Here is a 14,740-nt window from a genome sequence, read left to right as displayed (position 1 = left end):
TCCCGTCAGTGCACGCGGGCCGCGGGCGGCTGGAGGAAGTCGAGCGGCAGCTCCTGGGGCTGCGTCCTGAAGCTGGGGCGCAGCTCCAGCAGTCGCTGCACCACGCCGATGTCGCGGATGGGGCTCACCGTGAGCGCCGGCCGCGGTGCGCCGGGTGGCACGTCCAGGGGCACGCCCCCAGCGAGCGACGCCAGCTGGTCCAGGAAGCCCGCGTCCGGGCCGAGGAACCATCCGCAGGTGGTGCAATAGGCCAGCTCCTGGAGCCGCTGGTGCCGGCGCAGCAGCTCCGCGTACGGCCACGATGCCACCGGGCCTCCGAACTGGGCGTCCGGCACGACGAACATGGAGCCGCTGCCCCCGCCCGTCAGGAACTTCGACAGCCGGGCCGGAATGCCTGACGTGGGACTGACGTGCGTGAAGGCGAGGTTGTCCACGCCCGAGAAGTCATTCGTGCCCGTGTCCGCGAAGTGACAGCCGTTGCAGGTGTTCAGGGAGAACTCCTTCCGCGCGCAGACCTCCGCGGCGTCGGTGGAGACGGCGTTGACGGCCCGCCAGTGGGTGGGGGGCCCCACCAGCGTGTTGGCGCCCAGGAAGGGTCTGCCGTTGACGGTGCGGGGCAGCGTGAAGTGCGCGGCGCAGCGCGCCGGAAGCGTCACGGGCTGCTCGACGCTGTTCTTGACGACCGTGCGCACGAAGAGGTCCACGTCCGGGTCGGTCTGGGAGTCGTGGGTCGCGTCATCCGGGGTCAACGCCATCGTGTGGACGCGCAGCAGCCCGTTGGAAGGGGTGTCGATGCCGGTCACGGGGTGCTCGTCCGCCAGATGGAACTCCCGCATCTCCCACGGCAGCGCCAGGGCGGCCTCGTTGGTGCGCAGTTGGTTGAGCGCGTTCTTGTTTCCCTTCCCCGGAGCCTGCCCCCGCTGGACGACGCTCTCCGTCATCTGCTCGAGCCGCGCCCGATAGGTCGCGTCGAGGAAGGGAGATATCCCCAGCGCGGTCCACTGCCGCGCCCACCCAACGACCGACTGGCATCCATCGCCCGGCACGCCGTATTCGAAGTTGGCGGTGAAGGGCTTGAGGTTGCAGGTCGCCTCCGTGCCACGTCCCCAGGGCGAGGGGCGCGTCAGTCCGAAGATGAAGCGCAGCTCGCCCGGGTTGGACGGCTTGCCGGAGTCGCTCGAGGTACCGGCCAGGTCGATGCGGTTGACGATGGCCAGCAGCCGGAAGGGCGCGATGTCCAGGTCCAGGGGCTTGCTCAACGCCACCTCCCAGCGCCCCGTGGCGGCATTGAACTGGAGGGACGAGGACGCGCCGCTGGCGGCGGCCCAGGGGGCAATCACCTCGTCATACATCGTGCGGCGCGCGGGCACCGTGTCGCCGTTGGCCTGGAAGTCATTGAGCCAGAGCGACAGCCAGCTCAGCACGAAAGCCTCCGGGCGCGAGCCGGAGCCATGCGCCATCTCCCGCATGAGGTGCGCGAACGTCCAGACCCCGCCCTTCTTCCCCGCGCCCGTGCACGGGTCCCACGTGCGCGCCGGGTCGAGCACCACGGCCGGGTCGCGGATCACCTGCGTCCGGTCCCACCAGGCCTGGGTGGAGGCCGGCATCCACGGACAGATTGTCTGGGGCACGAGCGCGCCCTGCGCGAACGCGTTGGCGTCCAGGGGGAGCCCTTCGCCACGGGCAACCGGGTGGCGGCCGTTGAACAGGACGGTCTCCCGGGTGGGCATCCCGAACTCGCCCGCGGCCAGCCGTCGCTCGTCTTCCTGACGACGCTCCAGTTCCGAGTCCGGGACCCGCGAGAAGAAGGTGAAGAAGTCGGGGCCGGGGCTCGACTGAATCGCGCCCAGCCGGACCAGGGTGTCGGAGTGAAACAGGACCGTGGGTCGCGCCGGGTCTCCGACCACGCGCACGAGGCTGCCCGCGAGCGCCGCGTTGGCCGGGGGTGGCAGCTTCACGTGCACGGCCATCGTCTCCCCCAGGGCCGTGGGCTGTTCCAGCTTCTGCGCGAAGACTCCGGCGACGGACAGGCCCGGCACGACCGGCAGCTCGTCCAGGCTCCGAGTGTCGCTCCGCGCCTCCTCCAGGGAGCCCTCTTTCGAAGGCACCTGCACCGGCTCCTTCGCGCAACCGCAGATCAACAGCACGGCTCCCACGGCGGCGACTCTCCATTCCTCGCACTTCCGAAGCATGCACTTCCCCTCAGTCATGCCAGCCGTTTCGCGGGATGGCTGGCATTGAGGGAACGCCGCGAGCACGAAGTGTCTGAGGAGACGTCGCCCCCATGACGGGTCGCAGTCAGGCCCCGAACAGGGAGCTGCCCGCGCGAATGAGCCGCGAGGACGCCACGCATCCCCTTCCCGACAGATTTCCTGCCTCGCGGGGCCTGTACGCTCGGAGCCCCAACGCACCACGGGGCCCACCCGCGTGAAGCGAGGGGCCCCGTGCGCACGGCATTGACTGGGGAACGATGTTACGCGGGCACGGGCTCCGACGGGGCGGCAGGCTCCGGCGTGCCAGGCGCGCTCGCGGCGGGCGCGGGCGGGGCGAGCGTCACGGTGGGGACCTCGCCCACGGTCTCGCCGTGCTGGCTCAAGTCCAGGCCCTCCTCCTCCTGCTCACGGGTGACGCGCAGCGGAACGATGCGGTCCACGATCTTGTAGAGGATGAACGACCCCACGAAGGAGAAGACGGAGACGATGACCAGCGCCAGCATGTGCATCAGGAAGGTGTGCGTCTGACCATGGATGAGGCCCACGTCCTTCGCGAGCACGCCGGTGAGGATCATGCCGACGATGCCGCCCAGGCCGTGGCAGGGGAAGACGTCGAGCGTGTCATCCAGCGCGGTGCGGCTCTTGAAGTGCACGGCGGCGTTGCTGACGAAGCTGGCGACGAGGCCCACCACGATGCTCTGCCCCACGGTGATGAAGCCCGCGGCGGGCGTGACGGCGACCAGGCCCACCACCGCGCCCACGCAGGCGCCCATGGCGCTGGGCTTGCGGCCGCGCAGCCAGTCGAACGCAATCCACCCGAGCATCGCGGAGGCGGAGGCCGTGTTCGTGGTGGCGAAGGCCAGCGTGGCCAGGGACGACGCGGACAGCGCGGAGCCCGCGTTGAAGCCGAACCAGCCGAACCACAGCATGCCCGTGCCGAGCATCACGAAGGGCACATTGGCGGGAGCATGCGTGGCGTGCGTCAGGTGCACCTGACGGCGGCCCAGGACGATGGCACCCGCGAGGGCGGCGAGGCCCGCGGACATGTGCACCACGGTGCCGCCCGCGAAGTCGAGCACGCCCCACTGGCGCAGGAAGCCCTCCGGGTGCCACGTCCAGTGGGCGAGCGGCGCGTAGATGAAGAGGCTGAAGAGCACCATGAAGAGCAGGTACGCCTTGAAGCGCACGCGCTCCGCGAACGCGCCGGTGATGAGCGCCGGGGTGATGATGGCGAACTTGAGCTGGAAGAGCGCGAAGAGCAGCAGCGGCACGGTGGGCGCCAGGTCCGGGTGCGTCTCACCGCCCACGCCGCTGAACATGAAGAAGGTGCGCGGATCCCCGATGAGGCCGTGGAAGCTGTCGCCGAAGCAAAGGCTGAAGCCCACGACGACCCACAGCACGCTGATGACGGCCATGGCGATGAAGCTCTGCATCAGCGTGGAGACCACGTTCTTCAGCCGCACCATGCCGCCGTAGAAGAACGACAGGCCGGGCGTCATCAGCAGCACCAGCGCCGTGGCGGTGAGCAGCCAGGCCGTGTCCGCCGCGTTGATGGGGCCGCCCTGCTTCACCTGCGCCGCCGGGGCCACCACCAGTCCCGCCACCCCCACCGCCACCAGCAGGACCACCGCCATCCACTTCTGCATCGCCGCACCTCTCCCAAGAGCTGACGCAACGCAACATAGACCTGGTGCGGGCTAACTTCAATTGGACGTTGCCTAGTTTCAATCGAAATAAGTCTAAATCTGAAGAGATGGAGTCCAATTCACCATAAGCCAGTGCCTCTAGCAGCAGACTTCAGGACAAGGGCCCGGCAGCATCCCCGGGTGCAGCGAGGCGCGACCGGGGCGCACTGCACGAACCTGTCCGACTGTCGGACAGGCCTGGAGGCCTGCCGGGGCGGCGGCTCAGGGCAGTGCGGACAGCCGGTACACGTGGCGAAGCAGGAACGGCTCCCCGGGACGCCGTGTCAGCCGGCTGAGGGAGAGGACGGCGCCGCGCCGGAGCAGCACCATTCGTACCTCGACGGGTGCTCCGTTCTCGTGTCCCGAGCCCTCCGCCACCACGGTCAGCTCGCGGGCGTCAGGTCCTCCGCGACGTTCGAGGATGCGCATGGCCTGGGCCGCGTCGCCTTCTTCACTTTCGAGCACGCCGCCGTCCGCGCGGATCCACAGGACCTGCGAGGTGCGGACGGTCTTGTGGGGACCGTCATCGAAGGTGAAGGCGAGGTGGACCTCGTCTCCCTCCCCCGTCGAGGTGAGCAGCGTGGGGAGGACGACGCGCCTGTCACTGCCGAAGTCGCGGTAGTCGAGCGTGCCGCCCCAGTTCCCCGCCAGCACGGACGCAAGCGAGGGGACGGCGAGCGGCGTGGGAGCCTTCGCGACTTCGGCCACGCGGTCCCGTCCTGACTCGAAGTCGAGGAGCGTGGGGATGACCGTCTCGTCCACGGGGACGCCGCGGCCCGCGAGGAAGTGGTCGACGTTCGTCTGGTTCCACGCGATGGGGATGCGGATCCGCAGGCCGCTGTGGGGCAGCGTCAGCAGGAAGATGCGGCCGGCCGTGGGACCCTCCGCGCTGCCGGCGCTCTCCTCCCCCACGAGCCGCACGCTGCCCTTGTCCTTCAATTGCGCCAGCGTCATCGTCGCGCCGGAGGCATTCATGGGCCCGGCGAGGACCGTGATGCGTCCGGTGAAGCGGTCCGGCGAGGGGGACTGGAGCTGCCGTGCGGAGTCGTCCGGGCGAGGCAGCCGCTCCCAGGCGCCCTCTTTCGTGCGCCGGAAGTCCTCCAGCGGCGGCTCGAAGAACTCCTGCCGGTTGCCCCAGCTCTCGATGTGCTGGGAGAGGTCTCCGTAGCGGATGGACTTGAGCAGCGCGGGCTTCAACCAGACGAAGGGCTCCGGGAGCAGGTAGCGCAACAGCGCGACCGCCACCTCATCCGAACCCCCGCCGCTCTCCCGGAGGTCGAGCACGAGGTGCTCCACGCCTCGGGTCTTCAGCGTCTTGAAGAAGCTCCCCAGGAAGGACTCGGGGTCCACGGGGTTGCGGTAGTTCACGAAGGTGTCGATGCGCAGCGTGGCGACCTTGCCGTCGAGCCGCCAGCGGATGGCCTTGTAGAACTCGTCGCGATAGGGGCTTCCCGGCCAGGGCAGCGCGGTCCATCGCGTGAACGGGATGGGCTCCAGGGTGGCATGCGTGAGCTGGCGCTCTCCCGGGCGCTTCCAGTCGAGCTCCCAGCGCGAGGAGAACCCATGGAAGGCGGGCCAGGCTTCGTTGAAGTCATCTCCCATGAGGTCGCTGTCCGACCCCAGCTTCGCGGCGATGGCCTGGTCGGTGCTCCCGTCATAGGCAACCGTGCGGCCCAGGGTGGGCAACACACGGGGCACAGGCATGCCGTTGATGGCGACGAGTTCGGCGCCGGGCGGTGGAGCGCCGGGCTGACCATCGTTCGAGACGACGATCATCCGGCCTTCGATGAGTTTGAAGCGCAGCGGCAGGTGAGAGGGCTGGGTGCGACGCCAGGCCTCCAGCGCTTCTGGGAGCTCCACCTTCGTGTGGTCGCAGTGGATCTCCGCGATCAGCAATGAAACCTCCCGCCAGAGCACCAAGTCCGTGATGGGACGGGACGCCGCTGCCTCCAACCGGGCGAAGGCAGCCTGGGCCTCTGCCCTGGTGCGATAGCGGTAGAGGCCTGGATGGATGTTCTCCAGCGCGCGACGGAGGAGCGCGACGTCAGCGCGTGCCTTCGCTGCGTCCAGGGTGTTGGAAGGAGGCGGAGGAACCGCGAGGAGCAGGGTCAGGGCCAGCGCAGGGAGCAGCATGGCCGGAGAGCTATGCCGGCACGTCCCCTTCCGTCGTCTCAAGTCCTGGCTGCGCGCGGTTTTTCGTTTGTTGAGCCGTCCGCCAGGCCGTGGGGCTGAGGCCGGTGTGCTCGCGGAAGATCCGGTTGAAGCTGGCCTTGGACGCGAAGCCTGCCTCCAGCGCCATCGTCAACAGGGGCGTGGGATCACCGGAGCACAGGCGTTCCTGCACGGCGGCCACGCGCATGGCGTTGATGACGGCGTTGAAGTTGCGGCCCAGTCCCCGGTTGAAGGCTCGCGAGGCATAGCTCTCATTGGTCCCCAGCCGGCGGGCGACCTCGGAGAGGGTCAGGCCCGGCTCGCGCCACCATCCCGCGCTCCGGATGCGTGCTTCCCAACCGGCGGCCAGGGCGGACCAGTCGCGGTCCGGAACGGGAGCACCGTCAGTGCGGAGTGCCCACTGAGGGAAGCGATGTCCGGCATGGCGCCAGCCCTCCAGTCCCAGCCAGAGGACGATGGCCGCGAAGAGCAGGTACTGGGGAAACCGGTCGTAGTAGCTCAGGGGCGTCAGGAACCGGTCCACGAACGCGAAGCCCACGGTCGCGGTCCAGCTCAGCTCCAGCGACACGAGCACGGTCGCGATCCACGGCTGGCGGTGCGAGTCCTGGTCGCTGACATGCTCCAGGAGCCAGCGTTGATAGCGGCCGTGGAAGCGGACCGTGGCCACCAGGTACGCCGCGAGCGAGACCATGTTCGCGGCGGATTCGATGGGAGCAATCCAGGGCTCGTGGATGGAGTCATTCCAGCGCAGCTTCTGCTCAAGAGGCAGCGCGAACGCGCACAGCGTGTAGCCGAGCATGACGCCCGCGGGAACGAAGTGCCGCCACGCGCGAGCGGGCAGCCTGGGCGTCACGAGACGGCGGACGTAGAGGTAGAGCAGCGGTCCGGTCGCGAGGCCCAGGTCGAACGGCGCGAACGACAGCCAGGGATGCGCGTCATAGAAGCCCGCGAAGCCCAGCACATAGGGCATCAGCCGCAGCACGGAGACGCCGAGCAACGCGGCCAGGAGCCGGTTCGCCGGGCGGTTCCCAGCGGCCGTCAGGAGCAGCACGGAGACCAGCGTGCCAAAGCCCGCGGCCAGCCCCAGGGTGGTGCTCCACGGTCCGAATCGAATCACCGATACCTCCAGTCCAGGCTGGGCTCATTCAAGCCGCTGCGCGATGGGTTCGGGGAGAACCACACGAAGAACAGATCGTATCCGTCCGGCCAACGACGTGCTGAGAGGCGTTGAGTGAGGCGTCGGCGCGGTGGACCCTGGCGAGCATGTCGAAGCCAGTGGGGAAGCCGGAGTGGGCGCGCGTCGCGGAAGCGTTCGAGGCGAGCGGGCTTACGCAGAAGGCTTTCTCAGCGCAGCGAGGCGTGAGGCTGAGCACGTTGCAGTCGTGGGTGTACCGGGCACGACGTGCCGCGACGAGCCGAGCCGAGCCGGTGAGACTCTTGCCGGTGCAGGTGGCGAGGAGTCCCTCGGCGACGGAGTCCCTGCTGGAAGTGGTGGCCGCGAGCGGGGCGCGGGTGCGATTCGCCGTGGGCACCGACGTCGGCTACGTGGCCCGGCTCGTCGCGGCGCTGGGGCGGTGAGGCGGTGTTCGCCCTGCCGGCCTCGGTGCGCGTGGTGCTGGCGGTGGAGCCGGTGGACATGCGCAAGTCGATTGATGGCCTCATGGCGCTGGTGCGCGGTGCATGGGGAGAGGACGTCTACTCGGGCCACCTCTTCGCCTTTGTCTCCAGGCGGGGTGACCGCATCAAGGTGCTGACGTGGAGCCGGGGCGGCTTCGTGCTGCTGTACAAACGGCTGGAGGCGGGCCGCTTCCGGCTGCCGCCGGTGGACGCGGGCGCGCAGGCGGTGCACCTGGACGCCACGCAGTTGGCGATGCTGCTGGACGGCATCGACGTGGCCCAGGTGAGGCGCCAGCCCGCCTGGACGCCTCCCGGGCGCACGGGCAGCTGACGCACCTGTCCCGGGACGCCTCCGCGCCATGGCGTGTTCCCCTGGCGTGCCCAGAGTCCTCCCTCTCGACCACCATTGCCCCTGGCGCGAGGAAGCCGAGGAGCTCAAGGCCGAGGTGAGCCGCATTGGCGGGGAGGTGGACGCCCTCAAGGGGCAGCTTGCGGCCCTGCAGCGCCACGTCTTCGGCCAAAGGGCGGAGAAGCTGCCGACGGTGGCGGCTGAGTTGCGAGGGGACGCGGATTCGACGGCGGCCCGGGCCGAGGCGGCGAAGCAGAAGCGGCAAGAGAGGGCCGCGCGCAAGGCCGAGGAGGCCCCGGCGCGAGAGATTCGCCACGCGGTTCCCGCCGAGGAGCGCCACTGCCCGGCGTGCGGCGGCGAGGACTTGAAGCCGCTGGGAAAGGGCCGCACCTCGGTGGTGTACGAGTACGTGCCCGCCCGCTTCGAGAAGCAGGTGCACGTGCAGGAGGTGCTGGCGTGCGCGTGCGGCCGGGGCGTCGTCACCGCCCCGCCTCCGGCCCGGGTGGTGGACAGGGGCGAGTACGGCCCGGGCTTCCTCTCCCACGTGGTGACGTCGAAGTGCGCGGACGCCATGCCCTTGCACCGACTCGCCCAGCGGGTGGAGAGAAGCGGCGTGCCCATGAGTCGCAGCACGCTGACGGACCTCTTCCACCAGGCCGCCTCGGTGCTGCTGCCTCTTTCGCAGCACCTCCTGCAGTGCATTGCGTCCGCGGACGTGGTGTGGGCCGACGAGACGCCCATGCGCGTGCTGGACGTGAAGAAGACACGCCAGGGCTACCTCTGGACCTTCCTCACCCAGACGCCCACGGGCGAGTGGCTCATCGGCTACCGCTTCAGCCTCGGCCGGGCCAGCACGACGCCCAAGGACGTGCTGGGCGGCACCCGGGGCGCCCTCGTCGTGGATGCCTATACCGGCTACAACGCGGTGACGCCGCCCGAAGGGCGCGTCCGCGTCGGGTGTTGGGCGCATGTGCGGCGCCGCTTCTTCGAGGCGCTGCCCACCGCGCCCGAGGCCCGCGAGGCCTTGGACTTCATTCTGGCCCTCTACCGGGTGGAGGCGCTGGCTCGCGACGCGGGCGTCGTGCGCACGGACGCGCACCAAGCGCTGCGCCAGCAGCAAAGTCTCCCCGTCCTCACTGCGCTGCGTGCGTGGATGGAATCCCAGGCCCCACGCCACCTGCCCAGGGGCCCCATGGGCCAGGCCCTCTCCTACGCGCTGAAGCAGTGGGACGCCCTGACGCGCTTCTCTTCCGACGCGCGTCTGCCCTTGGACAACAACCGAAGCGAGGCCGCGCTGCGCAAGGCCGCCCTGGGCCGCAAGAATTTCCTCTTCGTCGGCCATGAGGCCGCGGGCGCGAACCTCGCGGGCCTCTACGCCCTCGTCGCCACCTGCGAGGCCAACCAGGTCAACCCCGAGGCGTACCTCGCGGATGTCCTGCTGCGGGTGCAGACGCACCCGAATGCGCGCATCGGTGAACTGCTACCCCACGAGTGGATGCGGCGACGCACCGCCGACCCGCCCGCTTCGCCCCTCCAGCCCAGTCCCTGAACAACTCACGCTCCTCGCGGCGCCCGCTGAGCACGGTCGTGGTCCGTCTTCAATCCTTCCAGCACGTCACTGGCCGGACGGTTACGTTGCAAGCGAGCAACGAGAATTCCCAGCCGCTCACTCCCGGGCGAAAGCTTGACCCGTGCATCGAAAGCCTCTCGTGAAAGGTAGGAGTCCACCTTGTCGCTCGAGGCCAGCTCCTCAAGTGCTTGCCTCGCGTGTTTATCTTTCAGAAAGACCAGTCCGTCGATGGCAGCTCTAATCTGGAAGGAGTCCCCATCGTCCCCGGATCTCGCGGCCTCCTTCACGAGCCGCTCGAAGAACGTCACGGCCTTCTCGCCATGTTTTCTCAAGAAGGCTTCAAAGTTGTCGCGCCCGGCATAGATGTCACTCACCAACAGCGCATCGGCATCAAGGGCACGCTCCAGCTCATCTCGTAGTTGAAGCGACTCTTCCGCGCTCACGTGCCTGCAGGCGCTGCCCAGGATGAGCAGCCACGTCAGGCCGCAAAGGGTCCTCTTGAAACGCATGCGTGGTCCACCGCTCTCCGAGCGTCGTGCCGAAGTCGCCCCTTCGGAATCCTACTCACGATGCCCGGCGCGCCCCAACCCCGCCCGGGAGTCAGTTCACCTGCGCAAGCGTTCCATCGACTTCCGCGTCCTCGTTCTCCGACGCGTCCTCCACTGCGTCCACGCCCTGCGGAATCCCATCCACGTAGGTGACGACGTTGTTCGGCAGCGCGGCCACGCGCGGGCCCGGCGTCACCACGCCCGTGAGGTTCAGCGGATCCACTCCGGACAATTGGACGCGCATGCCTGACGGAGGCGCGCGTCGCACCGCTCGCGCCATGTCCACGGCTTCCGGCAGCGCGAACTGCTCACCCACGAAGCCCGACACGAAGCGCCCTCCTCGCAGCTCGCCCCGCGCCTCCATGCGCCGGTAGACGAACAACAGGTCTCTCCACGTGGGCGCCAATGATTCGCGCATCACCAGGTCGCGCCAGACGATGCCGTAGCGCTGGAGGAACAGCTTCGCCAGCGACTCCGTCACCTCCTCCTGCGACTTCGGCTCCGACGGCGCCAGCAGGCTCCAGCGGCCCGGCCCGCCCCGGTTGAGCAGCTTCTGCCGCTTGCGGTGCGCCGGGCTCTGCAGGATGCGCAGGTTCTGCACCGCGTCCGCCGTGACGAGCCCCTTCGCCACCAGCTCCCACAGCGCGTCCTCCACCTCCGCCGGCAGCCGCCTCGCCCGCGTCACCAGGTCCTGGAAGAAGCACGCGCCCCGCCGCTCCAGCACGCCCACCACGTCCTTCGCCGCCGCGCTCAGGTCCGGCGGCATCCACACGCCCCCGTCCGCCAACACCGCGTGCGGACGCGCCGCCGCCAGCATCCACTCCAGGTCCTCGCGCACCGTGAACGTCAACGGCGCGTTGCGCGTCGGGGATGAGCGCTTCGCCACCACCGGCTCCGGCGCCTCCACCGGCGCGCCCCGGCGCGGCCCCGGGGGCTTCGGCGGATCCTTCAGCGTCACCCGCCCCCACGCCACCTCGCCCGCGTAGCAGGCACGCTCCATCAGGTCCGGCGTGTAGCCCCGCATGCGCGCGGGCAGCAGGAAACGCTCCCACGCGGAGGCCGGCGCTTCGTACCCCTGAAGCAGCCGTACCGCCTTGAGCAATCCCGTGGAGCCCCGCAGCGCGTCCACGTCCTCCAGGTGGTGCCACCGGAAGAGGAAGCGCATGAAGTCCTGCGGGCTCAGCGGTTCAATCTCGCGGCGCAGACGCCCCACCGTCAGCCGGTGGATGCGCTGGAGCAGACGCCTGTCACACCACTCCAGCACCGGGCTCCCGTCCGCGTCCCGAGGCACCGGCACGTCGTCCTGCGCGCGGAACTGGCCTCGCAGCACGCTGCCCTGGCTCTCCAGGTTGTGCAGCGCCAGGTTGATGTCGTCCGGATCCAACAGCGTGAGCCGCGCCAGCTCCACCACCGTGGTGGGCCCCACCATCTCCATCCGCCCGCGCACCACCTGGAGCACCGCCGCGTCGCGCTCCACCGGCCGGTCGTACTCCAGCACCGGCAGTACCGGCTGCGTCTGAGCGTCCGGGAAGAGCGCTCGCACCGCGTTGCCACGCTCCGCTGATACCAGGAACCGCCCACCCTCGCGCTCCAGCCAGGCCACGCGGCCCTGCTTGAAGAGCCCCACCTCCAGGCCTCGCGGCACCTCCGACGCTCGCACCAGCACGAGCTGGAGGAGCGCGTCGTGCAGCTCGTCCTCGTCGCGCATCGGCGGCGCCGCGTCCTCCACCACCTGCCGGATGGCGTTCGCGTCCAGCGCTCCGAACGCCGCCGCGTCCTCGGCCGGCATCGCGCGGCGCAGGGCCACGTTGCGCACGCGGCGCTCCTCGGCCGGCGCGTCGTCCAGGAAGGTGTAGGGCTGGCTGTTGATGAGCGCGTGCGCGAAGACGCTCGGCTCCGGGACGTCTCGCGCGACCAGTTGGATGCGCCCGTCCTTCATGCGCCGGAGCACCTCGCGCAGCCCTTCGATGTCCATCGCCTCGCGCAGACAGTCGTCCATCGTCTGCTTCACCAGCGGATGGTCCGGCAGCTCCACGTCCGCGCCGCCATGGTTGTCCTGGCAGCCCACCTGCGCGGGGAACACCGCCGCCAGCAGGTCCTCGCTGCGCGCGCGCTGGAGGTTCGGCGCCACGCGCTTGCCCCCCATCACCCGGTACAGCGTCAGCGCTCGCGACGCCACCCAGCGGAAGCGCGTGCCGAAGATGGGCGACTGGAGGATGGCCTGCACCAGCACCTCCTCCACGTTGTCCGGATGCAGGAAGTCGAAGATGTCCGCCAGCGGGAACGAGTGCTGCTCCCCCAGGCTCAAGAGGATGCCGTCCTCCGTCGCCGCCGCCTGCAACTCGAAGTCGAACGAGCGGCAGAAGCGCTTGCGCAGCGCCATGCCCCACGCGCGGTTGATGCGGCTGCCGAACGGCGCGTGGATGATCAGCTGCATGCCGCCCGCTTCGTCGAAGAAGCGCTCGGCGACGATCTGCTTGTGGCTGGGCACCACGTCGCCCAGCATCTTCCGGCCCAGCCGCAGGTAGCCCAGCAGCGCGTCCACCGCGGGCGGCGGCACGCGCAAGAGCTTCTCCAGGAAGCCCGCGGGGTCGTCGTGGCGCAGGAGCTCCTCGCGCAGGCGGCCCACCTGGAGGCTCAGCTCATCCGTGCGGCCCGGCGCCTCGCCGCGCCAGAAGGGCACGTTGGGCGGCGCGCCCTTCGCGTCCTCCACCATCACGGTGGCGCCCATCACGCGCTGGATGCGCCACGCGGTGCTGCCCAACAGGAAGATGTCCCCGGGCGAGGACTCCACCGCGAAGTCCTCGTCCAGCGTGCCCACCACCTTGCCCTCGGGCTGGGCCATGACGGCGAAGTTGAACGTGTCCGGGATGGCGCCGCCGTTGGTGAGCGCGGTGATGCGCACGCCCCGGCGCCCCTTGAGCCGCTGGTTCACCCGGTCCCGGTGCAGGTGGATGCTGCCCCGGCCGCGGCGCTCGGCGACGCCTTCGGAGAGCATCTCCAGCACCTGCTGGTACTCCTCCCAGGTGAGGTCCTGATACGGGTACGCGCGCTGGAAGACGCTGAAGAGGGCGCGCTCGTCCCATTCCTCGCACGCGCACGCGGCGACAATTTGCTGCGCGAGCACGTCCAGCGGCTTCTTGGGGATGCGGACCGCGTCCAGGTCGCCCTCGCGCACGGCGTTGAGGAGCGCGACGCACTCCACCAGCTCGTCGCGCGTCATCGCGAAGAGGATGCCCTTGGAGATGCCGGCCTTGTGGTGGCCCGCGCGGCCCACGCGCTGGAGCAGCACGGAGATGGCCTTGGTGGTGCCCAACTGCACGACCAGGTCCACGTTGCCCACGTCAATGCCCAGCTCCAGCGACGCGGTGGCGACCATCACGCGGAGCTGGCCAGCCTTGAGGCGCTCCTCGGCGGACAGGCGCATCTCGCGGGACATGCTGCCGTGGTGCGCGGCCACCCACTGCTGGCCCAGGCGCTCGCCCAGGTCGTGCGCCACGCGCTCGGACATCTTGCGCGTGTTGACGAAGATGAGCGTGGTGCGGTGCTCGCTGGAGAGCTGGATCAGCCGGTCATAGACCTGCCCCCACATCTCGTGGCTCGCGATGGAGGACAGCTCCGCGTCGGGGATCTCGACCGTGAGGTCCCATGGGCGCTGGTGGCCCACCTCCACGCGCTTGCACTCGGTGAGGGACGCGCCGGTGAGGAAGCCCGCGATGGCGTCCAGCGGCTTCTGCGTGGCGGACAGGCCCAAGAGCTGGGGGCGCACGTCGGTGAGTGCCTTGAGGCGCTCCATGGACAGCGCGAAGTGGCTGCCGCGCTTGTCGCGGGCGAGTGCGTGGATTTCGTCCACGATGACCGTGCGCACGTGGCGCAGGGTGGCGCGGGCGCGCTCGGCGGTGAGGTAGAGGTAGAGGGATTCCGGCGTGGTGATGAGGATGTGCGGCGGGCGGCGCACCATCTGGGCGCGCTCGCCGGCGGGCGTGTCGCCGGTGCGCACCTGGACGCGAAGTTGCTGCGGTTCGTAGCCCTCCTCACGCGCCAGGGTCATCAGCTCCTCCAGCGGCTGGAGGAGGTTCTTCTGCACGTCGTTGCCCAGGGCCTTCAGGGGCGACACGTAGAGGACGTGGGTGTGGTCGGAGAGCGTGCCGTCGAGCGCCAGGCGGAACAGCGAGTCCAGCGCGGCGAGGAACGCGGTGAGCGTCTTGCCGCTGCCGGTGGGCGCGGCGATGAGCACGTCATGGCCCGCGTGGATGAGGGGCCAGCCTTCAATCTGCGGACGGGTGGGTTCGCCCAGGCGAGAGGCGAACCAGCGCCGCACCACCGGATGGAAGGCGGCGAGCGCCGGATGGGCCGCGGACTCCGACGTGAAGGCGAGGGCGATTTGAGGGGACATGGCGGGCTCCCGAGAAGCCAGCCTGAACACAGGTACAGCGCGTCGTCAACGGACGGGGGGTGCCGACTGCGGCCGCCGGGTCATGGAGACTGGAGGCTCTGCGTATCCCCCTGAACTGGCGACGGATTCGTCTTCTCAGCGGGGCACAGGGTGCTCAGGCGGGCAGGCGTCACATCGTCGTAGAACACCG

General features: G+C 69.7%; 9 protein-coding genes. 3 read left to right on the top strand and 6 right to left on the bottom strand.

Annotated elements, in window-relative coordinates; genetic code table 11:
- Positions 1-5: 5 nt before the first annotated feature.
- The 4 genes from KYK13_RS04510 to KYK13_RS04495 all read right to left on the bottom strand — a co-directional run bounded on the left by KYK13_RS04510 (position 6) and on the right by KYK13_RS04495 (position 7,187).
- On the bottom strand, positions 6-2,156 hold the full coding sequence (locus KYK13_RS04510; RefSeq protein ID WP_223642252.1) for a hypothetical protein: 2,151 nt from the start codon (positions 2,154-2,156) through the stop codon (positions 6-8).
- 317 nt (positions 2,157-2,473) lie between these two features.
- The gene (locus KYK13_RS04505; protein WP_223642250.1) at positions 2,474-3,859 is read right to left on the bottom strand and encodes an ammonium transporter; all 1,386 of its coding nucleotides are present in this window, start codon (positions 3,857-3,859) and stop codon (positions 2,474-2,476) included.
- 261 nt (positions 3,860-4,120) lie between these two features.
- On the bottom strand, positions 4,121-6,031 hold the full coding sequence (locus KYK13_RS04500; RefSeq protein ID WP_223642248.1) for a S41 family peptidase: 1,911 nt from the start codon (positions 6,029-6,031) through the stop codon (positions 4,121-4,123).
- 10 nt (positions 6,032-6,041) lie between these two features.
- Positions 6,042-7,187 (bottom strand): AraC family transcriptional regulator, encoded by a 1,146-nt coding sequence (locus KYK13_RS04495; protein WP_223642246.1) that lies wholly within the window; start codon positions 7,185-7,187, stop codon positions 6,042-6,044.
- A gap of 146 nt (positions 7,188-7,333) precedes the next feature.
- On the opposite strand from KYK13_RS04495, the gene KYK13_RS04490 reads away from it, so the two are divergent.
- From KYK13_RS04490 to KYK13_RS04480, 3 genes are read left to right on the top strand one after another with little or no spacing between them, the layout of a single operon-like run.
- Complete coding sequence (locus KYK13_RS04490) at positions 7,334-7,648, top strand: IS66 family insertion sequence element accessory protein TnpB (RefSeq protein WP_223642244.1); 315 nt, start codon at positions 7,334-7,336, stop codon at positions 7,646-7,648.
- A gap of 4 nt (positions 7,649-7,652) precedes the next feature.
- Positions 7,653-8,018 (top strand): IS66 family insertion sequence element accessory protein TnpB, encoded by a 366-nt coding sequence (tnpB, locus tag KYK13_RS04485; RefSeq protein WP_223642242.1) that lies wholly within the window; start codon positions 7,653-7,655, stop codon positions 8,016-8,018.
- A gap of 46 nt (positions 8,019-8,064) precedes the next feature.
- Entirely contained in the window at positions 8,065-9,585 is a 1,521-nt protein-coding gene (locus tag KYK13_RS04480; protein ID WP_223642240.1) for an IS66 family transposase, read from the top strand.
- A gap of 5 nt (positions 9,586-9,590) precedes the next feature.
- Here the strand turns inward: KYK13_RS04480 and KYK13_RS04475 are convergent, their stop codons facing one another.
- The gene (locus KYK13_RS04475) at positions 9,591-10,115 is read right to left on the bottom strand and encodes a hypothetical protein (RefSeq protein WP_223642238.1); all 525 of its coding nucleotides are present in this window, start codon (positions 10,113-10,115) and stop codon (positions 9,591-9,593) included.
- Positions 10,116-10,206: 91 nt separating this feature from the next.
- The gene (locus tag KYK13_RS04470) at positions 10,207-14,550 is read right to left on the bottom strand and encodes a DEAD/DEAH box helicase (protein ID WP_223642236.1); all 4,344 of its coding nucleotides are present in this window, start codon (positions 14,548-14,550) and stop codon (positions 10,207-10,209) included.
- Between the last annotated feature and the right edge of the window lie 190 nt (positions 14,551-14,740).

Source organism: Corallococcus sp. EGB (assembly GCF_019968905.1).
In the GTDB taxonomy this organism is placed as follows: Bacteria; Myxococcota; Myxococcia; order Myxococcales; family Myxococcaceae; genus Corallococcus.
The sequence above is the reverse complement of the archived record's forward strand: the minus strand, read 5'-3'. Positions and strand labels throughout refer to the sequence as shown.